Origin of the sequence: Microbacterium hominis NBRC 15708, assembly GCF_001592125.1 — a bacterium.
Classification (GTDB): domain Bacteria; phylum Actinomycetota; class Actinomycetes; order Actinomycetales; family Microbacteriaceae; genus Microbacterium; species Microbacterium hominis.
Genome location: NZ_BCWI01000007.1, coordinates 28,765 through 53,797, shown reverse-complemented (window position 1 = coordinate 53,797; position 25,033 = coordinate 28,765). Strand labels below are relative to the sequence as shown.

The following is a 25,033-nucleotide window of genomic DNA, read 5'->3' as shown; positions in this document are numbered from 1 at the left end:
AACTCAGTCAAGATTGAGGTAATGAAAGTTGAGCGAAATTCTCTCGAGGTGCGGGCTGCGAAACACGCCGCCCTGGCCGATCCGGCGCGGCTGCGGATGCTGGACCTGCTGTCCTTCGGAGATCTCTCTCCGACCGAGCTACTGCACGAGCTGCCGGGGATGACCTCGAACCTGCTCGCGCATCATCTGAAAGTGCTGGAGCGGGTGGGCATCGTGTCGCGGACTCGGTCCGAAGGCGACGGCCGGAGGATGTATGTGGCGCTCATCCCGGGCGCACTGGTCGAACTGGGATCGTTCGCGACGGCCGGTGCCGACCGGGTCGTGTTCGTGTGTTCGGCCAACTCGGCTCGGTCTCAGCTGGCACAGGCGCTGTGGAACGACGTCAGCGAGATCCCCGCCGTCAGCGCGGGGACGCATCCCGCAGCCGACGTGGCTACCGGTGCCGTCGCCGCCGCGGCGCGTCACGGTCTGGATCTTGCCGGCGCGGCGCCGCAGCAGATCGAAGGCTTGGTGAAGGACACGGATTTCGTGATCACGGTGTGTGACCGCGCGCACGAGGAGTTCCCCGCAGGGATGGTGCATTGGTCGGTGCCCGACCCGGTGCCGGTCGCGACGGACGAGGCGTTCGAGGCGACGTTCGCGGATCTGTCCGCGCGGGTGACGCGGTTGGCACCGCGGATACTCGCCCTGACCTGACCCTCAGCCGCCATTGCGGGTGGAGCGGCGTTCGATCGAGACGGTGTCTCGCCAGGTGCCGGCGTGTGGGCCGACGGTCATGAGCGCGACGCGTTCCCGCGTGCCGATGCGCCGGGACCCGGCCCGGTCGTGCAGGCGGAGGCTCGCGGTGTTCTCCGGGAAGATGCTCGACTGGATGGTCCAGTAGCCGGCGTCGTCGGCGACGTGGATGAACGCGTCCAGCAGCGCGGCGCCGATGCCCTGCCCGTGGTCTCGAAAGTCGCCTCACCCCCGGCGATCCCCGCAGCGAGGATCTCCTCGACCGCGGCCCAGTCCTCCGAGGTCATCGGCCGGATACGAGTCATGAGCAGCAGGAGCTGCCGTTGCCGATGTCGGTGGAGCAGACCCCCGTCGCGGGCAGGACGAGTTCGACCTGGGTGGCGGCGGGCATGTCGCCATCGATCCAGGCGACGATGGAGCGGACCTGCTCGTAACCGGTCGCGAGCAGGAAGGTCGGTGCGCGGCCATAGGACTTCATGCCGACCAGGAAGAACCCTGGCTCCGGGTGGGTGAGTTCGCGGAACCCGTGCGGTTCGACGGTGCCGCAGGAGTGTTCGTTCGGGTCGATAAGGGGCGCCAGCCGGCGCGGGGCCTCCACGATGTCATCCAGCTCCAACCTCACCTCGCGGAGCATGTCGAGGTCGGGCCGAAACCCGGTCGCGTTGACGACCAGGTCGGTGCTGTGCTGCGCGGGTTCCCCGCGCCGTGAGCCGTGCAGCACCACGCCGTCGCTGCCGCGGTGGAGGGTGGAGATCTCGAACCCGTCGACGAGGTCGATGCGCCCGGTCGCGACGAGCTGGTCGACCCGCGAGCCCAGCAGCGCGCGGTTCTCCAGCTCGTCGTCAGGGGACGAGGAGACGCGGATCGCGGAGGCGTTGCGGATCAGCCAGCTGACCCGGGTTCCCGGCGCGGTCTTCGCCAGCTCTGCCAGCGCGATCAGCGTGTTCGCGGCCGAGTGACCGGCGCCGACCACAGTGGTGTGCAGGCCCGTGAACCGGGACCGGTCCGCGCCGAGCACGTCCGGGAGAGCGTGCACGACCAGATCGCCGGCAGCCTCGACGCCGATCGGGGAGAGCCCGGATGAACCGAGCGGGTTCGGCGTCGTGTAGGTGCCGGATGCGTCGATCACGGCCCGCCCGGTGATGTCTTCCACGGACCCGTCACGGTGTCGCAGCCGCAGCAGGAACGGCGCCTGTGCGCGGCCCGCCGTGCGTGTCCGATCCATGCCCTCCCGGCTGACCGCAACGACCCGCGCCCCGAACCGGATCCGCGACCCGATCGCCTCCAGCTCCGCCAGCGGGGCAAGGTAGGCCTCCACGAGCTCGGCGCCCGTCGGGGCGTCATCCGATGCCGGAGCGACCCATCCGGCCTCCTCCAAGAGTCGCTCCGAGGCCGGATCGATCAGATGCCGCCACGGCGAGAACAGGCGCGTATGGCCCCAGAGCCTCACCGACGCCGCGACCTCATCCGCCGCCTCGAGCACGACGAAGTCGATGCCGCGCTCGGCGAGGTTTGCGGCCGCTGCGAGCCCCACCGGCCCCGCGCCGATGATCACCACGGGCAGCGTCGCGAGACGATCGCTGTGCACGGCGCGGGGAGTCAGATCCAACAGAATCACGACGTGACCTCCAAGATATCGATGTGCGTCGATGCAAGTATCGACTCATCTATCGATGACTGTCAATATCGACTATCATCGATGCATGGGTGCGATGCTCGAGGTCCACGACGTCTCCACGGTGACGTGTTGCCAGCCGCTGGTCGCCGAGCCGTTGTCGCAGCCTGACGCGGAGCAGCTGGCGCAGACGTTGAAGGCTCTTGCAGATCCGGCCCGGTTGCGTTTGCTGTCGATCGTCGCGTCCAGCCTCGACCAGGAGGCGTGCGTGTGCGACCTGATCGAGCCGATCGGGTTGTCGCAGCCGACCGTGTCGCATCATCTCAAAGTGCTCACGGATGCCGGGTTCCTGACCCGCGCGAAGCGGGGAACGTGGGCGTACTACCGTCTCGTGCCGACCGCGCTCGAGCAAGTCGCCGGGGTGCTGATCAACGCTGAGCCCAGCCGCAGCTCTGGGTAGCGGCCGTAGGCGGCGGATCGCTCCGGCCGTCATGCCGTCGCCGGAGCGAGCGCCGCAGGCGGGACGCGGCGCGCGCGATCGGCGATGTCCTCGGCCAGCTCGACCTCGACACCCTCGGGCGCGGCGTAGTCCACGTGGAGCGCGCCCTCGGCATCCCGTTCCCAGTGCACGCCGATGGTGCCCCGCGGCGTGTCGATCGAGGTGCGCGCCCAGGCGAGGCCGGCGGGCGGACGCGGGTCGACCCGCACCCGCGCCCACCCCGGGGCGAGGGAGGCGAGTCCGCCGACGACGCGGTGCATCCAGTCGGCGACAGCGCCGAACGCGTAGTGGTTGAAGCTCGTCATCTCCCCCGGGTTGACCGTTCCGTCGGGAAGGAGCGCGTCCCATCGCTCCCACACGGTGGTGGCTCCGAGGTCGACCGGGGCGAGCCACCCCGGCGTCTCGCGGTTGACGAGCAGCGCCAGCGCGTCGTCGAGATGACCGGTCGCCGTGAGGGCGTCGCACAGGTAGGGGGCACCGGCGAAACCGGCGATGACGCGGTGTCCCGACGCGCGGACGAGCTCGGCCAGCCGCTGCCCGGCCTTCGCGGCATCCGCCCCGTCGAGCACCTCGCAGACGATCGCGAGCGCATACACGGCGGGCGCATCCGAGCGCAGCCGCCCGCCGGGCTCGGCGTACGCCCGCCGGAAGTCGTCGCGCAGCCGCCGGGCGCGGGCCGCCCACCGCCTCTCATCGCCGGGACGGCCGAGCACGCTCGCGGCGCGGGACAGCATCAGGATGCTGCGGTGCAGCGCGGCCGTCGCGACCGCGCCGGGGTCAGCGATCGCCGCGAACGGGTCGTCGGGCGGAGCCGTGGGATCGAGCCAGTCCCCGAACTGGAAGTCGTCGCGCCAGACCCCGTCGGCGGAGAGGCGGCCGAGCACCCGTTCGACGTGCGCGGTCATGCTCGCCCAGCTCTCCGCGAGCACGGCGGGCTCGCCCGACGACTCCCACAGCGCCCACGGCACCCACACCGCCGCGTCGCTCCAGACGCCCACCGCCTCCGGCGGCTCCCCCGCGCGCACGCTCCACCCCGGCAGCGCATCGGGCACGACATAGGGCACCCGCCCGTCGGCATCGTCCTGCTCGCACCGAAGGTCGGTGAGCCACTCCCGGAGGAACCCGTCCATGTCGAAGAGGAAGCAGGCGGTGGGGGCGAACACGGCGATGTCGCCCGTCCATCCCAGGCGCTCGTCCCGCTGGGGGCAATCGGTGGGGATGCCGACGGTGTTGCCGCGCAGACTCCACACCACGTTGCGGTGGAAGCGGTCGAGCACCGGATCGGAGCAGGCGAAGCGTCCGGTGCGGCGCAGGTCGCTGCCGATGACGACGGCCTCCACGTCGCCCTCCACCGCGCGCCATCCCTGGATGCGCGCGTAGCGGAACCCGTGGAAGGTGAAGGCGGGCTCGACGTCGTCGTCGCCGCCGGACAGCACGACGACGTCCTCGGCGCGGGCGCTGCGCAGCGGGCGGCGGGCGAGCTCTCCGCGTTCGAGCACTTCGGCGTGCTGCACGGTGAGCCGATGGCCGCGCGGCCCCCGGACCCTCATCCGCAGCCGACCCACCAGGTTCTGTCCGAAGTCGAAGATCGTGCCGCCGCGGCCGTCGCTCCACGCCGAGATGGGGGCGACGCGTGCGGTCCGCACGATCGGGGGCCCCGCGAACGGCACGAGCCGGGAGCGGTCGAGGTGTTCCACGACGACCGGATGCGCAGCGCCGCGGCGCGTGCGCAGATCGAGGTGCTCACCGTCATAGAGGTCATCGGAGAGCGTCGCCGTGCGGACCGTCCGCCAGGCGTCGTCGGTGACGAGACGGCGCGACGAGCCGTCGTCGAAACGCAGGGTCAGCGCGGCGGCGACACCCGGCCGATCGCCGTAGAGCGCGCGGGCTCCCCTCCATCCGAGGCGACCGCAGTACCAGCCGTTGCCGGCACGCAGCTCGATCTCGTGGGAGCGCCCGGGGCCCAGCTGCGCGGTGACGTCGTAGGTCGCCACGCGCAGCCGGTGGCGGTACGCCGTCCACCCCGGCAGGAGCACGTCGGCGGTCACGGGCCGTCCGTCCAGCAGCGGCTCGACCAGACCCTCGGCCGTCACCTCCAGCACCGCCGCGGTCAGCGCGGCGCCGCCCGGCACCGAGAACGCGCGCACGAACCCCGGCGCACCGCGCCATCCCTCCGGCGCGCGGAGCACGCTCGCACCCTCCAGCATCCTTCTTCCTCCTGCCTCTCCTCGACGGGCACCACCCCCGAGAACGGACCCCGCGTCGCCCAGGACGGCGAACGACGCGGAGCCCGCTCTGCGGATGCGGGGACTCAGCCGATCGTGATGTCGCCGATCTGCACGCCCCACGATGACACGAGCCCGAACCGGACCTCGACGGCGCGCGTGCCGGCCGGCAGCGCCGCGCTGGTGATCGTGCGTTTGGTCCACCCGTTGGTCGTGGCCGTAGCCGCCGTCGCGGTGAAGGCCACCGTCGTGGCGGTGCCCGAGCCGTCGAGGGCGACGATCGTGAACGCGCTCGGCCCCTGGTTGAAGTAGAAGGTCGAGAGGGTCACGGTCTTGCCGGCCGCCGCATCCCAGCGCACCCAGCCGGGCTGGTCGTCGCTGCGCTTGATGCGCGAGGTGTCGCCGGCCATGTTGGATGCCGGAGCGGTCGTGTCGAGCATGATGTTCGCCGAGCGCGCCGTGCTGATGCTCCAGTCGTTGACCGGGTCGAAGAGCGCCGGGGCGACGGCGGGCGGCGCGGCCTCGTGGAACCCGCGGGAGGGCGCCGCGGTCGTCGACAGTGCGTTGCCGAAGAAGTCGCGCAACCCGTTGGGGCTCACGACCTGCCCGGTGGAGATCGCCGGCGAGGTCGACAGGAGCTTGTAGGCGTCGGCGACGGCGAACCCGTTGCCGGTGGTGCCCGCCGCGACGAACCGCGGGTCGGCGGTGATCTTCGTGGCATCGGCCGGCTCGCTGGCGGGGTGGTTGCCCGAGAACACGTTCGAGGCGAACGTCGCGTTCGTGCCCATGCCGGGGTACGTGTACGACCCGGTGCCGTGGTTGTCGACGATGTTGTTCACGAACGACCACTGGCCCGGCGTCGATGAGGCGCAGGCCCCGGCGTCGCCGTCGCAGTAGATGGGGTTCGCGGGCGATCCGGCGGGGATGTAGACGGTGTTGTTGTAGATCTTCACCGGTCCCGGCACGCCCCACGAGAAGGTGAAGACGCCCTTCACTCCTCCCCAGGCGTCGTTGACCGACAGGTTGTCACGCACCACCACGTCGCTCGAGTAGCCGCCCATCAGGAGCAGGAAGCCGCCCTCGTTGTCGTGCGAGTAGTTGTACTGCACGCGGGTGTTCTTGCTGCCCATGTCGACGTCGAAGCCCTGACCGTCGGTGCCGTGGGTGCGGGTGCCCGACACCTCGTTGAACTGCACGAGCGTGTTCATGCCGCGCGTGGGCCACAGTCCCGCCGACGCCGGCATGTTGCCCGCATCGGTGGTGCGCTGGCCCGCCCCGCGGACGACGTTGTACTCCAGCACGGCACCGTCGGTTCCGAAGGCGAGGATGCCGTCGCTGTCGGGGTCGATCACGGTGTTGCCGCGGATGCGGACGTTCGAGGTGAGGGCGGACTGCACGATCACCGTCATGTCGGTGGTGAAGTAGCTGGCGTCCCACACGACGATGCCGGTGCGGCCGACGTCGTGCACGGTGTTGTTCTCGATGAGCACCCCGTCGAAGCTCGCGCCGAGCTGGGTGGTGTCCACGACGATCCCGCCGTTGTCGTGCGCGTCGATGTCGGCGCAGTGGAAGCATCCGTTGACGTCGCTGACGACGTTGCTGCGGATCACGATCCCGCGCTGCAGGGTGTTCGCGACGGTGTTGCGCACCAGGATGCCGGAGCGGGGCGTGCCGCCCGTGGGATCGCCGAAGTTGTCGGTGCCGGAGTCGTTCGACACGTCGAGGTTCTGGATCGTCCACCAGCTCTGGTTCTGCAGCTGGACGGTGCCGCCCGACGCGAGCGACGCGCCGCTGAGGTGCGGCAGCGCGCCCGAGCCGTAGGCGGAGACCGTGATGGGGGCGGACGCCGTGCCCGACCCCTGCGGAGCGAGCTGTCCCGTCCAGGTGCCGCCGCGCGCGAGCAGGATGCTGTCGCCGGCGGCGAAGGTGTGCGCGTTCACCGGAGCGAGCGACTTCCACGCGGTGGCCGGGCTGGTGCCGGCGGCGGCGTCGCTGCCGTTCACACTGTCGACGTAGTACGCGGTGGGGGCGGCCTGGGCGGGCTCGGCCGCCAGCACGCCCCCTGCGGTCGCGAGCACGACGGCGAGCGCAGTGGCCAGCGCGCGGCGGCGCGACCTGGGGCGGCGGCCCTCCGGTCGCGACATGGGCTGTTCGGTCATGGACCAATCTCCTCTCTCGTCCGCACGCACCGTTGCGCGCGGGAGCTTCGTGGCGGCGGGGCCGCATCGGTGACGGGGGGCGACGGCGGCGGGTCTCAGTCCTTCATCCCCGCGGAGAGGCCGGCGCTGGCCAGGAGGGGACGCTGGAAGACCAGGAACAGCCCGATGGGGATCAGCGCCGAGACGACGAGGATCGCGAAGAAGGTCGTCAGGTCGTTCGTGCGCTCCAGCATCGGCAGCGCGACCGAGATGGGCCGCACCTTCGGGTCGGTGAGCACCAGCGAGGGCCACAGGTAGTCCTTCCAGGCCCCGATCGCGGCCAGCAGGGCGACCACACCGAGGATGGGCCGCGCCGCCGGCAGCACGACGCTCCACAGGATGCGCAGCGGCCCGGCGCCGTCGATCTCGGCCGCCTCGATGAGCTCGCGCGGGATGCCGCGGAGGTACCCGGTGACCAGCAGCACCGCGAACGCGTTGGCGCCCGCGGGCAGCCACACCGCCCAGAAGGTGTTCTGCAGCGAGATGCCGGTGCCGAACAGGTCGACCACCGTGAGGTAGAGCGGCACGAACGACACGATCGCCGGCAGGAAGACCGTCGCCAGGATGCCGGCCGACAGCAGCGGCGCCCAGCGCGGCCGCATGATCGCGATGACGTATCCCGCGCTCAGGGCCACCACGACGGTCGTGACCGCCGATCCCGCCGCCATCGCCAGCGTGTTGCCCAGCAGGCGCGCGGTGTCGACGCCGCGGAAAGCGTCGGCGTAGTGGTGCCACTCGGTCATCCGCCCGAAGACCCCGAGCGGGTCGCGCAGGACGTCGGTGGTCTCGCCGAGGGATGCCGCGACGAGCCACAGCAGCGGCCCCAACCCGGCCACGACCAGTCCGGCCAGCACGGCCGCGTGCACGCCGCGCAGCACCCACCGCGTGCGCGGGCGCCGCAGCTCCGCCGGGGTGAGCAGGCCGCCGCTCATGCCTGCCACCTCCGCGTGAGACGCAGGTAGAGCACCGACAGCACGGTGAGCGCCGCGGCCAGGAGGAGCCCGAGAGCCGTGGCCGCACCGTAGTCGGCGGAGCCGCCGAACGCGTACCGGTACATCAGCAGCAGGATCGTGAGCGTGGCGTTCTGCGGTCCGCCCGAGGTCATGAGGAAGGGCTCGGTGAACACCTGGGCCGCACCGATGAGCTGCAGCAGCAGCATGATGAGGATCATCGTGCGCATCTGGGGAAGGGTGACGTGCCAGACGCGTTGACACACCGACGCGCCGTCGAGCGCCGCGGCCTCGTAGAGGTCGGGGCGGACGGCGGTGAGCGCGGCCAGGTAGATGAGCACGCTCGTCCCGGCCGCCGCCCACGTGGCCTGCAGCACGATCGACGGCATGGCCAGCGCGGCGTCGTTGAGCCAGGCGAACGGTCCGGCCCCGACCGTCGCCAGGATGCTGTTGAACAGCCCGGTCGGGGCGGGGTCGTACGCGAACCGCCACAGCAGGATCGCCACCACCGGCGGCACGATCACCGGGAAGTACGCCAGCGCCGCGAACAGGCCGCGGCGGCGGGCGCGGACCGTGGAGATCATGACGGCGAGGGCGAGGGGCAGGGGGAATCCGAAGACGATCGCGAGCACCGTGAACCACAGGGTGTTGCCCACCGCCTGCCCGAGCTGCGGGTCGGCGAGGACGTAGGCGAAGTTGCTCCAGCCGACCCACTCGACGGCGCCCACGAACGTCGGGTGCTGCACGCTCATGAGCGCGCCGCGCACGATCGGCCACCACGAGAACACGGCGAACACGACGATCGTCGGCGCGGCGACGGCGAGCGCCGCCAGGGACGTGCGGCGACGTCGGGAACGGACGGACATCGGACTCCTCGGTGCGACGGGGACGGGTGGTGGGCTCCCCCGCCGCGGCGCGGCGAGGAGTCGTGGGGGTGCGGGGCGACGGGCGGGCTCACCGCCGCCCCGCACGGATCAGCGGGACAACAGCGCCTGAGCCGTGGAGGCGGCGCCGGACACGAGCGTGGGGATGTCCGCGCCCTGGTCGGTGATGACCGCCTGCACGACCGGGTCGAGCGTCGCGTAGATGTCCTGCCCCTTCACCGGCGGCTCCGACTGCACCTTCTGCTCGGCGACCTCGTCGAGGTAGGGGCGGAAGTTCTCGATCGGGACGTTGTTCAGATCGGAGATCCACGACAGGTACTGCTCGTAGGCCGCGGCGGTCACGACGGGCAGGCCGGGGATCGCGACGGCGGAGCCCTGTGACGCGAGTGCCTGCGCGTCGGCGCGCGCGGCATCCTTGTCGGTGTACTTGCCGAGCTCGGCGAGCTGGATCCACTCGACGGCGGCCTTCGCCTGCGCCGGCGACGCATCGGGGCGCACGATGTCGATGGTGCCGCCCGACAGGGTCGTGGGCGCGTCGCCCGCCGAGACGGTCGGCATGGCCCCGAAGCCGAAGTCGGCGCTGGGGAAGGAGAGCTGTTCGGTGAGCGGCCGGTAGGCGTCGGACTGCAGGATGAACATGCCGACCTGCTGCCCCGCGAACGCCTGCGCGAGATCGAGCGCCGCCATCAGCCCGTTGGGAGACATGCTGCCATCGGTCCAGCGCATCTCGTGCAGGAGCGTCAGCGCGTCGGTGGTGGCCGCATCGTCGAAGGTGATCTCGTCTCCGGCCTCGTTCACGAGCGACCCGCCGCGCGACGCGACCTGGGCGCCGAGCACCCAGCCGCCCTGGTTGTCGGTGGTCACCTGGGCGAAGCCGGGCACGCCCGTCTTGTCCATGATCTGCTTCGCGGCGGCGCGCACCTCGTCCCACGTGGTGGGCGGGGCGGCGGGGTCGAGGCCCGCCTTCTCGAAGAGGGCACGGTTGTAGACGAGTCCCATCGCGTAGGCCATGGTCGGCACGCCGTACTTCTTGCCGTCGGCGGAGACGAGGTCGACCAGCTGGGGGTTCAGCAGGTCGGTGACCCCGAGCTGGTCGACGGCGTCGGTCAGGTCGGCGACCTGCTTGCGCTCGATCAGTCCGCGGATCTCGGTGAAGGGCACACCCATCACCGTCGGCAGGTCTCCGGCGGCCAGCCGCGCGGAGAAGGTCTGCGCGTCCCAGCCGTCCTCGGTGGTCGTGACGACGTAGTTCGGATGCTGCGACTTGAACGTCTCCACGAGGGAGTTGAACAGGGCGAGGCGGGCGGTCTCGGTCGCGGCGGGCTGATTGCCGATGACGATCTCGACGGGTCCGGCGGACTCGGCCGGGGTGGAGCCGGCGCCGCAGGCGGTGAGCCCGCCGACGGTCAGGGCCGTCATCGCCGCGAGAGCGGCGGCTTTCGCCCACGGGCGGGAGCGGAGTGGTCTCTTCATCGAAACTTCTCTTTCTGAGTCGGATTGCAGGCGACTCGGTGCGTGATGTACTTTGGTCGGGCCAGATGCCAAAGCGCTTTTGCACATTAGCCCGAGGGTGGCGGCGGACGCAAGACCGCAATCCGAAATCCGTGACACCCGCTGAGAGACGAGGACGACGCCGTGCTCACCCGTATCCCCACCGACGCCGTCTGGCAGCTCCGCGGAGCGTCGGGCCCCCTCCCCGACCACGTCGTCGGCCGTACCTTCGACGCCCCGGTGCCGGGCGACGTGCACATGGCGCTGCGCGACGCGCGGGCCATCGCCGACCCGTTCGACGACGACAACGAGCACCGGCTCACGTGGATCGGCGAAGCGGACTGGGAGTACCGCACCCGGCTCCCCGCCGTGACGGGCACCCCCGAGCGGATCGAGGTCGTGTTCCACGGCGTCGACACCCACGCGGACATCCTCATCGACGGCGACCCGCGCGCACGCCTGTCGAACATGCACCGCACCTGGCGCGTCGCCGCGCCCGAGCTCGCCGAGGGCCCCGCCGAGCTGCGCGTCGCCCTGCGCTCGCCGGTCGCCGCCGCGGAGGCGGAACGCGACCGGCTCGGAGCGCGCTGGACCGTCTTCAGCACGCTGTCGCCCTTCATCCGCAAGAACGCGTGCGCGTTCGGCTGGGACTGGGGCCCGGCCCTGCCCGGGTCGGGCATCTGGCGCACCGTCGAGGTCGAGGCGTGGTCGACCGCACGGCTCAGCGCCGTGCGGCCCACGTCGCGTCTCGCGGGCGACGACGGCGTGATCTCGCTCGACATCGAGCTGGAGCGCACCGCCGAGTCCGGGCGGCAGAGCGACCTCGGCGTGCTCGTCGAGGTCGGGGGCGCCCGCACCTGGATCGCCGCGCCCGCGCACTCCGACCGCCTCCGGGGCGAGCTCGTCGTGCCGCACCCCGCCCGCTGGTGGCCGACCGGCATGGGGGCGCCCGTGCTGCACGAGCTCACCGTGACGCTCGTCGACGCGCACGGCGCCGCACTGGACGTCTGGACGCGGCGGATCGGGTTCCGCGATCTCGTGGTCGATCAGACCGAGGATGCAGAGGGTCGCAGCTTCGGCCTGACGGTCAACGGGGTGCCGATGTTCGTCCGGGGCTTCAACTGGATCCCCGACGACACCTCGCCCGCCCGCGTCACGAGCCGGGACATCCGCCGTCGGATCGCCGAGACGCTCGACCTCGGCGCGAACCTGCTGCGCGTGTGGGGCGGCGGCGTGTTCGAGTCGGACGAGTTCTACACCGCGTGCGACGAGGCCGGCATCCTCGTGTGGCAGGACTTCCTCTTCGCCTGCGCGGCGTATCCCGAGGAGGAGCCCTTCGCCGGCGAGGTCGAGGCGGAGGCGCGCGAGAACATCACCCGGCTGATGCCGCACCCCAGCCTCGCGCTCTGGAACGGCAACAACGAGAACCTGTGGTTCTGGTTCCTGCACGACTGGGAGCACGTGCTCGACGGCGCGAGCTGGGGCGAGACGTTCTACGTCGACCTCCTCCCCCGACTCGTCGCCGAGCTCGACCCCTCGCGGGCCTATCTCGTGGGCAGCCCGTCGTCGGGCGGACGGTGGGATGATCCCAACGATCCCTCCCGCGGCGTGGTGCACTGGTGGATCCCCGACGACTACCGCGCCTACGACGACGTACGCCCGCGGTTCGTCTCGGAGTTCGGGTTCCAGGGACCCCCGGCCCGCGCGACCTTCGACGCGGTCGTCCACGACGAGTGGCCGGGACCCTTCTCGGCGGGGACCATCCAGCGCCAGAAGGCGGCCGGCGGCACGGAGCGCATCAACGACGTGCTCGACGCCCATTTCGGCGTGCCGACCGACTTCGACGAGTGGTACTGGCTCGCCCAGCTCGATCAGGCGCGCGCCGTGCGCTACGGCGTCGAGCGGTTCCGCACTCTCGAGCCCTTCTGCCGCGGCACGATCGTGTGGCAGCTGAACGACTGCTGGCCCGCGCTCTCGTGGTCGATGATCGACGTCGCCGACCGCTACAAGCCGGTCGCCTACGCCGTGCGCGAGGCCTACCGCCCGCGCATCGTCGTCCTGCGACACGAGGCCGACGGACCCACCCTGTTCGCGTGCAACAGCACACCCGAGCCGTGGGACGCGGTCGTCGACGTGCAGCGTTGGACGCGCGGTGCGCCCTCGGGGCAGACCGAGGCCACCGTGCACGTGCCGGCGCACACGGCGATCGCCGTGCCGATGCACGCCCTCGCCGCCGACCTCGGTGGCGACGAGCTCCTCGTCGCGACGGTGCTCACCCCGACGGATGCCGACACCGGCGCACCCGGGGCGTCCGGCGCACCCGGCGCGTCCGGGGCGCGCGCGTCGCGGAGCGTCCTGCTCGGCGAGACGGATCGCGTCCACCCCGACCCGGAGCCGCGGTTCGACGTGGAGGTGGACGCGGTGCCCGCGGGGGTGTCGGTGCACCTCACCGCGCGCACGCTGCTGCGCGACGCCACCCTGCTCGTCGATCAGATCGACCCCGACGCGCACGCCGAGCGCACCCTCGAGACGCTGCTGCCCGGCGAGACGGTGGCGTGGACGATCCGCACCGCCGCGCCGGACGCGTTCACGCCCGCGGCGGTGCGTGCCGCGCTGCGCACCGCCCGCGCCGCGACGAGCCCGGACGCCGGCTACCGCGGTCTCGCGCAGCTGAAGGCGGAGAAGCTCGCGCGAGCGGACGCATCCTGACGGCGGCCCCGGGGCGTCTCACGCCCCGGCCGTCACACCGCGGCGAGCGCGTCGAGCAGAAGCGCCCACCGCGGGTCCTGGCCGGGCGGCGGAAAGGTCATCCGCTGTCCCACGAAAGCGAAGCCGGTGCGCGAGGGGGCGTGGGCGAAGGCGAGCCGGCCGCCCATGCCGGAATGACCGAACGAGCCGTCGCCGAGCATGCGGTTCAGAGCGTGCGAGATCTCGAACCCCAGCCCCCACCGCACGGTCGCGGCGGCGCCGGGAAGGCACAGCGGCTCGCGGATGCCGCCGAGCCAGTCGCGTGACACCAGGCCGACGGTGTCGTCGTCGAGCAGACGCACCCCGTCGACCGGCGCGACGCACGCCCCGTACACCCGGGCGAGGGCGCGTGCGTCCGCGACCAGACCGCCCCCGGGAACGAGCGCGCGTCGGAAGGGGAGGCCGTTGACCCGCTCGGTGCCCAGCATCCCGTCGACCCGTTCGAACAACGGGACGATCTGCACCGTGCTGCGGAAGGCGGCCGCGCAGGCCGCGCCGGTCGACTCCGGCGTACCGGCCGGCGCGGGCGGCGGCACGATCGGCTCCATGAGGGCGGGGAGGTAGCGACGGTCCTCGGATGCCGGCAGCCCGAGCCAGAGCGCCGCACCCAGCGGATCGGCGACCCGTTCGCGCAGCAGGGTCGCCGCGTCGTCCCCGGTGACGCGGCGGAGCAGCTCGGCGGCGATGACCCCGTAGCTGAGCACGTGGTAGACACGAGCGCTGCGGGGGGCGTAGTCGGGCGGCGCCGCCGCGACCCGGGCGGCGAGGGCGAGCGGATCGAGGAGGTCCTCGGGCTCGCGGATCGGCAGGGTGGGCATGCCGGCGACGTGCGTCAGGACGTCGGCGACGGTGATGCGCTCCTTGCCGGCTGCGGCGAACTCCGGCCAGTAGTGCGCGACGGGGAGCGCGGGATCGAGCGCACCGGCCTGCACCTGCTGTGCCACGAGCAGGGCCACCATGCCTTTCGCCGCGGAGAACGCCAGCGTGGCGCTCTCACGCTCCCACGCCCGCCCCGAGAGGGGGTCGGCGCCGCCCCACAGGTCGACCACCGTCTCCCCGTCGACGACGATCGAGAGCGCCGCACCGGCGGCATCGCTCTCGAGCACGCGCGCGAACGCCTCGGCCACCCCGGCGTAGGCGGGATGGACGTGGCCGTGGGCCGGGGCGGTCGCGCGGGGGTGGATGCGGGGGGTCTGCGGGTCGTCCGTCACGCCGCCAGTCTACTGCCGAAGCGCTTTGGCATAAGATGGGCGACAGAAGCGCCACCGCTTGCGAGAGGATGTGCCCATGCCGCAGAGATCCGCGCGCCTGGCCGACGTCGCCCGGGCCGCAGGGGTGTCCGTGCCCACGGCCTCCCAGGTGATGAACGACACCGGGCGCGTCGCCGAGGCGACCCGACAGCGTGTCCTGGATGCCGCGCGCGACCTCGACTACCGACCGAACGCCCTGGCCCGCAGCGTCGCCCTCGGACGCAGCCGCACCATCGGCGTGCTCGCCGAGAACGCCGCGGGCGCGTTCTGCATGCCGGTGCTGATCGGCATCAACCGCGCCCTCAGCGACCACGACCTGGCGAGCATCCTCTACGACGCGCGCCACGATCCGCAGCGGCGCCACCAGCACGTGCGGCACATGCTCGATCGGCAGGTCGACGGCATCATCGTGATCGGCGAGGGTCCCGACGTCCCGATCGCCGACATCGGCGCGAGCGACTCCCACCCCGTCGTGCACGCGTTCGGCCCGCACGAGCCCGACCGGGCGGTGAGCGTCCACCCCGACGAGCACGCCGGAGGGGCGCTGGCGGCCCGGACCCTCCTCGAGGCCGGCCGGCGGCGCATCGCCCACGTCACGGCAGCGGCCGCGTTGCCGTCGGTGCGGGAGCGCGCGGACGGCTTCACCGCAGCCGTGCACGCGGCGGGACGGGAGCCCGCGGTGATCCTGCACGGCGAGTTCAGCCGCGACTGGGGGCACCGCGCCGCCGAGCTGCTGCTCGCGCAGGCGCCCGACACCGACGCCGTCTTCGCCGGCAGCGACGCCATCGCGATCGGTCTGGCGGCGGGCCTGGAAGCCGCCGGCGTGCGGGTGCCCGACGACATCGCGATCATCGGCTACGACCACGTCGCCGGCTACGGCGAGGATGCCGACCCGTACCTCGCGTCGATCGATCCGCGGCTGACGGCCGTGGGCGAGCGCGCGGCGCAGTACCTCATCGCCGCCCTGGACGAGGACGACACCGCGGATGCCACCCCCATCGCTCCCGCCTACGCCCCGGGCGCGACGGTCCGCGGCGGGGACGCCGCCCGCCTGCACCTGGTGGAGACGCTGCTGCGGACGGTGACCGCCCCGCCGGTGCGCGGAACCTCGTCGTCCACGCCCGACGCCGACCCGCGATGAGCGCCCTGACCTACACGGCCCCGTTCCCCTCGGCCGATGTCGAGGTGGTCGGCGCGCTCGGCTTCGCGCCGGGGCGGTACGGGGTGCGCCCGCGGCGGCTGCCGGAGTGGACGCGGCGGCAGATCCCCGACCCCGGCTTCGACTTCGTGGTGGCCATGACCTCGGGCGTGCGCGTGGCCACGTCGACCGCGGCAGGCGCGATCGCCGTCGAGCTCGTCGTGATCGGGATCGCCCCCGGAGCGCCCGCGATCGTCGAGCTCGTCGTCGACGGCGAGCGCCGAGGCTCCGTCTCGGTCCCCGTCCCGGCGCAGACCCTCGTCGCCGCGGACGGCGCGCTCACCCAGGAGCGCCCCCCCGTGACGGTCTCCTTCGCCCTTCCTGCACCCGGTCGCGGCGCGCACGCCGTCGAGGTGTGGCTCCCGCACACCACAGCCGTGGAGCTCGTGGCGCTGCGCGCCGACGCGCCTCTCGCGCCGCCCCGCGACGCCCGGCCCGTGTGGCTGCACCACGGCTCGTCCATCAGCCAGTGCGGCGAGGCGTCCGCGCCCACCCGGACGTGGCCGGCGGTGGCCGCGGCGGCGGGCGCGGTGAGCCTGCGCAGCCTCGGCTTCAGCGGCAACGCCGTGGGCGATCCCTTCGTGGCGCGGACGATCCGCGACCACCCCGCCGACGCCATCAGCATCGAGATCGGCGTCAATGTCGTCAACGGCGATCTCCTGCGCCGGCGCCTGTTCGAACCCGTGCTGCACGGCGTGCTCGACACGATCCGGGAAGGCCACCCCGACACGCCGCTCGTCGCGATCGGGCCGATCCCCTGCCCGTCCCTGGAGCGGATGCCGGGCCCGACCGTGATCGACCCCGCGACGGGCCAGGCGGTGAGCGCCGGCGACGCGCGGGAGCTCGAGCGCGGCGGGATGAGCCTCGCGATCGTCCGCGAGGCCTGGGGGAACGTGCTGGCCGCTCGCGCCGACGACCCGCGGCTGTTCTGGCTCGACGGTCGTGCGCTGCTGCCCGACAGCGAGATCGGCGACCTCGACGACGGTCTGCATCCCAACGCGGCGGCCTACGAGCGCATGGGCGCCCGGTTCGCCGACTACGCGTTCGCGCCCGACGGCCCGTTCGCCGCCGTCGGGCGACGCCGCGCCTGAGCCCACGCGGACAGCGCACTCCGGACCTCCGGAGTGCGCTGTCGCGAGGGCGGAGCCGCGGGCTAGGCCCGGATGAAGGCGAGGATGTCGGGGTTGATGACCTCCGCGTGGGTCGTCAGCATGCCGTGGGGGTAGCCCTCGTAGATCTTGAGGGTCGAGTTCTGCAGGAGCTCGTGCTGCTTGAGCGCGGCATCCTTGTACGGCACGACCTGGTCGTCGTCGCCCTGGAGCACCAGGACGGGCACGGTGATCGACGTCAGGTCGTCGGTCTGGTCGGTCTCGGAGAAGGCCGCGATGCCGAGGTAGTGGGCCTGCGCGCTGCCGGTCATCCCCTGCCGCCACCAGTTGGCGATGACGGGCTCGGACACCGTCGCACCCTCGCGGTTGAAGCCGTAGAACGGCCCGGACGCGACCGCCTGGTAGAACTCCGCGCGGTTCGCCGCGAGCGCGCTGCGGAAACCGTCGAAGACGGAGAGCGGCGTGCCCTCGGGGTTCGCCGCGGTCTGCACCATCAGCGGCGGAACCGAGGAGACGAGCACGGCCTTGGCGACGCGCCGCTGGGGTTCGCCGTACCGGGCGACGTACCGCGCGACCTGACCGCCGCCGGTCGAATGTCCGACGTGAATCGCGTTGCGGAGGTCGAGGTGCTCGACCACGGCGCTCGCGTCGCTGGCGTAGTGGTCCATGTCGTGGCCGGTGGCGATCTGCGAGGACCGTCCGTGACCACGGCGGTCGCTGGCGACGACGCGGTAGCCCGCGTTCAGGAAGAAGAGCATCTGCGCGTCCCAGTCGTCGGAGGACAGCGGCCAGCCGTGGTGGAACATGATGGGCTGGGCGTCACGGGGACCCCAGTCCTTGAAGTAGATTTCCGCGCCATCTTCCGTCGTCACAAAAGACATGGTCGACCTCCAGGGTTATGTGATCCCGAGGCGGTCTCGGGACGACGATCCGGTGTTCCCGACTGCTGATCGAGCCGGGAGCGCGTTCACGATAACGCCGGACGAGAACCGCGGCGCTCCTACTTTTGTTCAGACTCTGGGAGGCTCCCGCACGCCGGCCCGCCCGCGTTTCGACATCTGTCCTGTGACAGCGGGCCCGCACGCGCGTACCGTCTGGCGCAGGGGAACAACGTCCGACCGATGCGAAGAGGAGCCGACGATGGGCTACGTCGAACACCATCCGAAGAGCGTCCTCGGCGCCGGCACCGCGGCGCCGGACTTCACGCTGCACCGCACGCCGGAGGACACCGTCACCCTGTCGAGCCTTCGCGGACAGCCGGTGGTGCTCATCTTCTACCCCGCCGACTGGAGCGCGGTGTGCGGCGACGAGCTCAATGTCGTCAACGCGGCGATGCCCCTTCTCACCGCCCACGGCGCGGCGGTGTTCGGCGTCTCCGTCGACGGCGTCTGGTCGCATCGGGCCTTCGTCGCGGATCGCGGCTTCACCTTCGCCCTGCTCAGCGACTTCGAGCCGAAGGGGCAGGTGTCCCGGCGCTACGGCGCCTACGACTTCCACACCGGCACGAGCACGCGTGCGCTGTTCGTCATCGACTCCTCGGGCGTCATCGCCTGGAGCTACCTGTCGCCCATCGACGTGAACCCGGGCGTCGACGGCGTCCTCGACGCGCTCGACGCCCTGGCATCGCCCACCACGCCCTCCCCCTGAGATCGGACCCGCCATGTCCCACCTTCGCATCCCCGTCTCCGACCACGACCACAGCTTCGGCCCGCCGGACGCCCCGGTGACGCTGGTCGAGTACGGCGACTACCAGTGCCCGTACTGCGGCCAGGCCTTCCCGATCGTGAAGCAGCTGCTGCACGAGTACGACGGGAAGATCCGATTCGTCTTCCGCAACTTCCCCCTCGCGCAGATCCACCCCGAGGCCGTCGACGCCGCCTTCGTCGCGGAGTTCGCCGCGGAGCACGGCGAGTTCTGGCAGGCGCACGACCTGCTCTACGAGAACCAGATCGACCTCGGCCCTCAGCTCTATCAGCGCATCTGCGAGGCGCTCGGCCTCGCCGTCGCCGATCTGGGGAAGGCGGCCGCGGAGGACCGGTACACCGCTCGGATACGGGCCGACGAAGAGGGCGGCATCCGCAGCGGGGTCAACGGCACCCCCACCTTCTTCCTCAACGGCGCCCTCGTGGAGGCCGGGACGGCAGGACTCGCGGAGGCGATCCGGTCGGCGCTCGCCGGCCACGGAAGCGGGTCCTGACCCATGGCGCAGCGGGCCACCCCGCTCGGGCTGCCGCAGATCTCGCACGGGGCGGGGTTCTGGGTCGTCGCGAGCGCCTTCGTCCTCGTGATGGCCTACGCGACCGTCCCGACCCCGCTGTATCCGCTGTATCAGGAGCGCGACGGCTTCCCCGTCGCGGTCATCACGCTCGTCTTCGCCGCGTTCGCGGTGGGTGTCGTGCTCAGCCTGTTCCTCCTCGGGCACGTGAGCGACTGGATGGGCCGGCGAAGGATGCTGACGGTGGCGATTCTGATCGCCGCGCTCTCCGCCGGCATGTTCCTGCTCTGGACGGAGGTTCCGGGCCTCTTGGCGGCGCGGCTCGTGAACGGGGCGAGCGTCGGAATCCTCACCGCGACGGCGACCGCCCACCTCGGCGAGCTGCGCACCCACGCCCGGCCCACCGAGAGCGTCGTCGTCGCGGCGTCGGTCGCCGGCGCCGCCAATCTGGGCGGCCTGGCGCTCGGTCCGCTGATCGGCGGACTCTTCGCCGAGTTCCTCCCCGATCCGCTCGTCCTCCCCCACGCCGTGTTCCTCGTCCTGCTCATCGTCGCGGCGATCGCCGTCAGCTGCGTCCCCGAGACGGTGCCGGAGCCGGAGGAGCGTCGGCGCTATCGGCCGCAACGCATCGCCGCTCCCCCGCGCGGGCGCGCCGCGTTCGTGGCCGCCGGTTTCGGGGCGTTCGCGGGCTTCGCCCTGTTCGGGCTGTTCACCTCGCTCGCGCCCACCATCCTCATCGCGACGTTCGATCAGCACGACCACCTCCTCGCCGGCATCGCGGCGTCCTGCGTCTTCGCCGCGGCGGCGATCGGCCAAGCGGCACTCGCCGCGGTCCCGCTGCGCATCCAGCTGACCATCGCGGCCGTGTGCTGCGCGGTCGGGCTGGCTTCCGTCGCCGTCGGCGCGTTCGCTCCCTCGCTCGGCGTCTTCCTCGTCGGCGGCGTCGTGTCGGGCGTCGGCGTCGGTGTGCTGTTCAAGTCCGCCATCGCCACCGCCGCGGGGCTGGCCGAGCCGGGCCGCCGCGGGGAGACCCTCGCGCTCATCTTCCTGGTGGCGTACTGCGGGCTGGCCCTTCCGGTGCTCGCGATCGGGGTGAGCCTCACCGTCGCCCCGCAGGCGATCGTGCTCCTCGTCTTCTCCGCCGCCGTGCTGGTGGCGACCGTCTCCGCGGCGCTGGTCATGCGCCGCGCGGCGGCATCCGGCGCGTGAGAGGAGCGGGCGGCTCGTCGGCGGCAGGCTCTGTCAGACTGACGACTGTGAGAGGGAGGGCGTCGTGACCGAGCCGTCACCGTTCGGCCAGCTGCTCCGGTCGCTGCGCGTCGGGCAGAACTCGACGCTGGAGTCCCTCGCGGCCGCGTCCGGTGTGAGCGTACGAACCATCGGCGACCTCGAGAGAGGCGCCAGCACCTCGCCCCAGCGTCGCACCGTCGAGGCACTGGCCCAGGGACTCGGCCTGGACGTCGCCACGCGACACACGTTCCTCCGGGCGGCCCGCGCCCGTCCCCGCGGCGTCGACGCCGCGGAGGCGACCGGGGGCGTCTCGCCTCATCGGGTGTTCGACTTCTCCGGGCGAGAGCGCGAGATCCGTGAGGCCCTCGACATCCTCGAAGGAGAACGCGAGCCCGGCGAGAGCCGCCCGGCGCTCGTCATCAGCGGCGCCCCCGGCATCGGCAAGACGACGGGCGCCGTCGAGATCCTCGCCCGCGGCCGATCCGCACAGGATCCCACCGTCTTCGTCGGCCTGGACGGCTTCAACGCCTCGCCGCTGACGCCCCTCCAGATCATCACCGCGATGCTCCGCCAGCTGCAGGGGACGCAGCAGAAGGCACCCGCGGATCTCGACGTCGCCGCTCGGCAATGGCGCGCGGCCGTCGACGCCCGTCCGGTGCGCGTCCTGCTCGACAACGCCGCGAACGAGTCGCAGGTCCGCCCGATCCTCTCGATCTGCAGCGGCGAGATCGTCGTCGTGACGTCGCGCCGCAGCCTCGCCGGGCTGGAAGGAGTGCGGCGGCTGCGCTTCGGTCCTCTGCAACGCGACGAGAGCGTCTCTCTCCTGCGCCGCCTCATCCCGCAGGCCGGAGCCGACGACGAGGCGCTCGACGAAGTCGCGGGGCTGTGCGACGACGTCCCGCTCGCACTGCGCGTGGTGGGCAGCCGCATCGCCAGCCGGCCGGAATGGAACGTCGAGGACCTGCTGCGGCGACTGCGGACCACCGAGGACCGGTTGCGGCTGCTCGTCGCCGGCGACCTGGCTGTCGAAGCCGCCATCTCCCTCTCCTACGAAGAGCTCGACCCTCGCACGGCCGCGCTCTTCCGGTGGGTCGCGCTCATCGGCGGCAAGACCTTCGATGCGCAGCTGGCCGCCGCCGCGGTCCGCTCGACCGAGGTCGCAGAGGTGGAGTTCCGACTCGACGACCTGACCGACCTCGGGCTGCTGGAAGCGCGCGGCGGCGACCGCTATCGCCTGCACGACCTCATGCGGCTGTTCGGCCTGAACAGGCTGCGCGACGTCGTCGGTGCGGACGAGCTCGAACGGCGCCGCGCGCACATCCGCGCCTGGATCCTGGGGAGCCTGGAACGGGCGGGGGCCTGGTTCGAGCCGGAGAGGGAGCAGCACACGGCGGGCCGGGTCGGTCGTGGCTTCGTCAGCGCCGACGCGGCGGCGCTGTGGATCCGCACGGAAGCCGAGCACTGGTGGCCGGCGTATGCGGAGGCCGCCGAGCTCGGCGAGAACGAGACGGTCGTCGACGTCGCCGACGCCCTCCACTGGTACTCCGACGTCTGGCTCTCCTGGGGGAACTGGCATCGGTTCTTCTCCCTCGCCGTGACCGCCGCGCAGAGTCTGCGAAATCCGCTGATGGAGGCGACGCATCTCGGCTACCTCGCGTGGGCCGAGATCGTGGAGGTCGGAGACCGCGAGCGCGCCGTCGTGACGGCACGCTCGGCACTCCGCGCGGCGCTGAGCGCCGGCGACGCCACGCAGGAGGGGTGGGCGAACTACTACGTGGGATGGGCGAGCTGGCTGCTCGGCCGTGTCGTCGAGGCCGCAGACGCCGCCGAGGGCGCGATCCGGGCGTTCTCACTCGCGGGCGAGAAGGTGGGAGTGGAGAACGCGCGCCTGCTGACGACGATGATCATGAACACCCGCGGTGAGCACCTCGCGGCGATCGAGGAGCTGGAGTCCACGCTCGCGCGCATCCAGGCCGAACCCGAGGCCGACGGCTTCCTCACGCTCATCACGCGATACGCGGCCTATCTGGACCTCGTCGACGCGTACATCGCCGTCGGCCGCTACGACGACGGGATCCGGGCGGGCGCGATCGGCATCCAGATCGCCCGTTCGCTCAACGACGACATGCGGGTCGCCCTGATGATGCGCCGCCACATCCGCGCGCTGATCGAAGCCGGGGAGTCGGAAGCGGCGATGGCCGAGGCGGAGGAGGCGTTGCGCCTGCTCGGCCCGGGAAGCAGCGAGGCGTTCATCTTCGCCCGGTTCCGCCGAGAGATCGCGGGGATGACGGCAGGACGGACGACCGCGCGAGATGCGCCTCACAGCGGGAGCGAGTCGCCCAGCTCCTGACCGTAGCGGGCGATGGCGCGGCCCACCGGCAGCCGGTCCCGGTCGTAGGTCGCGAGCGCGTCGGCCAGGGAGAGCTCGGTGCCCAGGAGGTCCACCAGCGCCATCGCGTCTCCCGCGGCCTTGGCCGCGCCCATCGCGGTGTGCGGGCGCACGACGACGGCGGCGTCGCCGACGAGCGCGACGGACGGCGCCGCCATCCGCGGCGCGACGTAGTCGTAGAGGGCCTGCAGGAACGGTCGCGGCTCGGCCGCGACGGCATCCGCGAACGGCACCGGCAGCTCTGCCGCGGCGGCCGCGACGAGCGATTGCCGGAGGTCTGCCGGGAGGTCTCCCGGTGCGAGAGAGGTGCTCGCGGCGCCGTGCCCGCACGCGACCATCAGACGTTCCAGCTCCGGTGACGGCAGCGTCCGGTACCAGACCCAGTTGTACCGACGCCGCCCCGGCGCCGTCTGCCCGTCCGGTCCCGGGACCAGGTAGCCCAGCATGTGGGCGCCCGGCGCCGTGTAGAAGGCGAACCGTTCGAGCAGGGTCTCCGCGGCCCGCTCCGGGAGCGCCGCCTCCGGCACGAGCCCGCGCCAGGTGAGGTAGCCGACGTAGCGGTTGTCCGACCGCTCGGGCGCGACGGCGCGGCGGACGACGGAGTTGAGACCGTCGGCGCCGACGACCAGGTCGAACGGGATCGTCGTCCCGTCCTCGATGCGGACGGTCGCGTGCCGGCCGTCCGACCGCACCTCCGTGACCGCACTGCCGAGCCGGTAGCGGCCGGCGGGGATGAGCGCCCGCAGGCCGTCGTAGATGTAGTCCCACGACAGCTGCGTCTGGGGCGTCGGGTCGCGATGGAGCACGTCGCCGCGGCGGCCGAGCGTGATGCGTTCGCGCGCCTCCACGCCGGATCGCAGCACCGAGGTCAACCCCAGCCTCGCGAGGACGTCGAACAGGTCCTGCTGACCGACCAGGCCCGCGCCGCGTCGGGCCAGCCCCGCGCGGGACCGTTCGAGGACGGTGACGTCGTGACCTGCCTGATGCAGCAGGGCAGCGGTGAACAGGCCCCCGAGAGACCCGCCGATCACGCCCACCCGCAACGCCGTCCTCATCGTCCGACCTCTCCTGAGCGGGGCATGGGTCGACGGTATCGCCCCGGCCGCACGCGGCGCTTCGACGTTCGCCGGAAGTCCGCCCCCACACGATCAAGCACGTCCGGTCGCCTCCCAGAGCCGGATGAGCTTCAGCGCGACGTGGAGCGTGCTGCGCTTGATGCCGTCGCTCAGAGCGTCGCGGACGACCTCCGGCATCCGCTCGAGCCGGTAGTACAGCGTCGTGCGGTGCACGAAGAGGATCTCGCACGCCGCCACCACGTTCGCGCCGACATCCAGGTAGGTCTCGATGGTCTCTCGTTGGCTGCCGTCGCCGTGCACGTACAGCGCATGCGCGGCCGGCGAGATGATGCGCAGGTGCTCCGGGTTCGCCGAGGCCGAGGCCAGCAGCAGCCAGCCGCCGAGCTCACTGGCGTCGACGGCCGGATGGAACTGCGGAAGCGCGGCGGCGAGAGAAGCGGCGATGACTGCTTCGTCGGCCGCGGCACGCACGTCCTCCGCCCCCGGCGCAGGAGAGGCCGAGCCGGTTCCCAGGACACGGATGCCGCGCGCGGTCGCCTCCCGGAGGATCACGTCGTCGATGCCGCGATCGGACGGCTGCCCCACGAGCATGACCATGCCGGCGTGCAGGGCCATGAAGTGGTGGGGAACGGGGCGCAGATTCGCGAGGTGCCGGGCGAAGGCGATGGCATGGATGTCCGTGACGGTCGCATCGACGAGCAGCGCGCGCACGACGGTGCCCTCGTCGCGGTGCAGCCACCGTTGCTGCACCGCGCGGGCGTACGCGCTCCGCCGAACGCCCTCGTCGTCGTGCAGGAGATCGTGCAGCACCGATTCGCGGCTCGTCCCTCCCTCCGCGCGCAACAGGTCTCGCACGAGGAGGGATGCCGCATCGAGCGCCTCGAAGTCCGACGGGCCGAGGGATCGTCCCTCCGTCCGCACGGCGATGTGCGCCACCACGACGCCCCGGTCCTCCACCGTCACGTCGAGCCGGCGCGGTGCCGCGAGCGACGGATCCGTCGCGCCGCACACGCCGGCGGGCGCAGACGGCGGTCCGCCGCGGACCCACACCGGACGTCCGAGCGCGGCGGTGAGCTGTTCGGCGATGCCCTGCAACGTGGCAGGCACGACGGCGCTGCTCTCGCTGGCTTTCACGGATGCACTCCTATCCGGGCCGGGCCCACCATGAGGCCGCGCCGGCAGTAGCCGACACGCAGCCACACCGAAGTCGAGTCACAGCCA

The 25,033-nt window shown here is 72.1% G+C and carries 20 protein-coding genes; 9 read left to right on the top strand and 11 right to left on the bottom strand.

The genetic code is table 11. From position 1 onward, the window contains the following. Window positions 1-21 precede the first annotated feature (21 nt). The gene (locus MHO01S_RS07560; RefSeq protein WP_061782091.1) at window positions 22-696 is read left to right on the top strand and encodes an arsenate reductase/protein-tyrosine-phosphatase family protein; all 675 of its coding nucleotides are present in this window, start codon (window positions 22-24) and stop codon (window positions 694-696) included. Between the two features lie 3 nt (window positions 697-699). Here MHO01S_RS07560 and MHO01S_RS17020 read toward each other — a convergent pair whose 3' ends face one another. Continuing rightward, window positions 700-906, bottom strand: coding sequence for a GNAT family N-acetyltransferase (locus MHO01S_RS17020; RefSeq protein WP_371836320.1), 207 nt, complete (start codon window positions 904-906; stop codon window positions 700-702). A gap of 130 nt (window positions 907-1,036) precedes the next feature. Continuing rightward, window positions 1,037-2,353, bottom strand: coding sequence for an FAD-dependent oxidoreductase (locus MHO01S_RS07555; protein WP_060960076.1), 1,317 nt, complete (start codon window positions 2,351-2,353; stop codon window positions 1,037-1,039). Window positions 2,354-2,438: 85 nt separating this feature from the next. Here MHO01S_RS07555 and MHO01S_RS07550 point away from each other — a divergent pair, with 85 nt between their 5' ends. Continuing rightward, entirely contained in the window at window positions 2,439-2,810 is a 372-nt protein-coding gene (locus tag MHO01S_RS07550) for an ArsR/SmtB family transcription factor (protein WP_060960077.1), read from the top strand. A gap of 29 nt (window positions 2,811-2,839) precedes the next feature. Here the strand turns inward: MHO01S_RS07550 and MHO01S_RS07545 are convergent, their stop codons facing one another. From MHO01S_RS07545 to MHO01S_RS07525, 5 genes are all read right to left on the bottom strand, one after another. After that, on the bottom strand, window positions 2,840-5,056 hold the full coding sequence (locus tag MHO01S_RS07545; RefSeq protein WP_061782090.1) for an alpha-L-rhamnosidase: 2,217 nt from the start codon (window positions 5,054-5,056) through the stop codon (window positions 2,840-2,842). Window positions 5,057-5,160: 104 nt separating this feature from the next. Next, entirely contained in the window at window positions 5,161-7,233 is a 2,073-nt protein-coding gene (locus MHO01S_RS07540; RefSeq protein WP_061782089.1) for a right-handed parallel beta-helix repeat-containing protein, read from the bottom strand. Window positions 7,234-7,328: 95 nt separating this feature from the next. After that, complete coding sequence (locus MHO01S_RS07535; protein ID WP_060960081.1) at window positions 7,329-8,204, bottom strand: carbohydrate ABC transporter permease; 876 nt, start codon at window positions 8,202-8,204, stop codon at window positions 7,329-7,331. Continuing rightward, window positions 8,201-9,088 (bottom strand): carbohydrate ABC transporter permease, encoded by an 888-nt coding sequence (locus MHO01S_RS07530; protein WP_060960082.1) that lies wholly within the window; start codon window positions 9,086-9,088, stop codon window positions 8,201-8,203. Before MHO01S_RS07530 ends, MHO01S_RS07535 begins: the two co-directional genes overlap by 4 nt. A gap of 108 nt (window positions 9,089-9,196) precedes the next feature. Next, window positions 9,197-10,579 carry an ABC transporter substrate-binding protein gene (locus MHO01S_RS07525; protein WP_167626517.1) on the bottom strand — a complete coding sequence of 461 codons (1,383 nt, stop codon included), beginning with the start codon at window positions 10,577-10,579 and terminating at the stop codon, window positions 9,197-9,199. Between the two features lie 162 nt (window positions 10,580-10,741). Between MHO01S_RS07525 and MHO01S_RS07520 the strand changes: the two genes are divergently transcribed. Then, complete coding sequence (locus MHO01S_RS07520) at window positions 10,742-13,306, top strand: glycoside hydrolase family 2 protein (protein ID WP_061782088.1); 2,565 nt, start codon at window positions 10,742-10,744, stop codon at window positions 13,304-13,306. A gap of 32 nt (window positions 13,307-13,338) precedes the next feature. On the opposite strand, the gene MHO01S_RS07515 is transcribed toward MHO01S_RS07520, so the two are convergent. Continuing rightward, on the bottom strand, window positions 13,339-14,556 hold the full coding sequence (locus MHO01S_RS07515) for a serine hydrolase domain-containing protein (protein ID WP_061782087.1): 1,218 nt from the start codon (window positions 14,554-14,556) through the stop codon (window positions 13,339-13,341). 76 nt (window positions 14,557-14,632) lie between these two features. Between MHO01S_RS07515 and MHO01S_RS07510 the strand changes: the two genes are divergently transcribed. After that, window positions 14,633-15,736 (top strand): LacI family DNA-binding transcriptional regulator, encoded by a 1,104-nt coding sequence (locus MHO01S_RS07510; RefSeq protein WP_060960086.1) that lies wholly within the window; start codon window positions 14,633-14,635, stop codon window positions 15,734-15,736. After that, window positions 15,733-16,884 carry a GDSL-type esterase/lipase family protein gene (locus tag MHO01S_RS07505; RefSeq protein ID WP_061782086.1) on the top strand — a complete coding sequence of 384 codons (1,152 nt, stop codon included), beginning with the start codon at window positions 15,733-15,735 and terminating at the stop codon, window positions 16,882-16,884. Before MHO01S_RS07510 ends, MHO01S_RS07505 begins: the two co-directional genes overlap by 4 nt. A gap of 62 nt (window positions 16,885-16,946) precedes the next feature. On the opposite strand, the gene MHO01S_RS07500 is transcribed toward MHO01S_RS07505, so the two are convergent. After that, window positions 16,947-17,783, bottom strand: a complete 837-nt coding sequence (locus tag MHO01S_RS07500) for an alpha/beta fold hydrolase (protein ID WP_060960088.1) — start codon at window positions 17,781-17,783, stop codon at window positions 16,947-16,949. Between the two features lie 259 nt (window positions 17,784-18,042). Here MHO01S_RS07500 and MHO01S_RS07495 point away from each other — a divergent pair, with 259 nt between their 5' ends. The 4 genes from MHO01S_RS07495 to MHO01S_RS07480 all read left to right on the top strand — a co-directional run bounded on the left by MHO01S_RS07495 (window position 18,043) and on the right by MHO01S_RS07480 (window position 22,697). Further along, complete coding sequence (locus tag MHO01S_RS07495) at window positions 18,043-18,549, top strand: redoxin domain-containing protein (RefSeq protein WP_060960089.1); 507 nt, start codon at window positions 18,043-18,045, stop codon at window positions 18,547-18,549. A gap of 13 nt (window positions 18,550-18,562) precedes the next feature. Continuing rightward, window positions 18,563-19,099: a DsbA family protein gene (locus tag MHO01S_RS07490; protein WP_060960090.1), complete on the top strand. Its 537-nt coding sequence runs from the start codon at window positions 18,563-18,565 to the stop codon at window positions 19,097-19,099. 3 nt (window positions 19,100-19,102) lie between these two features. Then, window positions 19,103-20,326, top strand: a complete 1,224-nt coding sequence (locus tag MHO01S_RS07485; protein ID WP_060960091.1) for an MFS transporter — start codon at window positions 19,103-19,105, stop codon at window positions 20,324-20,326. Window positions 20,327-20,390: 64 nt separating this feature from the next. Next, entirely contained in the window at window positions 20,391-22,697 is a 2,307-nt protein-coding gene (locus MHO01S_RS07480; RefSeq protein WP_060960092.1) for an XRE family transcriptional regulator, read from the top strand. Here the strand turns inward: MHO01S_RS07480 and MHO01S_RS07475 are convergent. Next, a complete protein-coding gene (locus tag MHO01S_RS07475; protein WP_061782085.1) occupies window positions 22,667-23,791 on the bottom strand; it encodes an FAD binding domain-containing protein in 1,125 nt (374 codons plus the stop codon). The two genes, MHO01S_RS07480 and MHO01S_RS07475, sit on opposite strands and share 31 nt — an antisense overlap. Window positions 23,792-23,884: 93 nt before the next feature. Further along, the gene (locus tag MHO01S_RS07470; RefSeq protein WP_060960093.1) at window positions 23,885-24,946 is read right to left on the bottom strand and encodes a helix-turn-helix domain-containing protein; all 1,062 of its coding nucleotides are present in this window, start codon (window positions 24,944-24,946) and stop codon (window positions 23,885-23,887) included. Window positions 24,947-25,033: the final 87 nt, after the last annotated feature.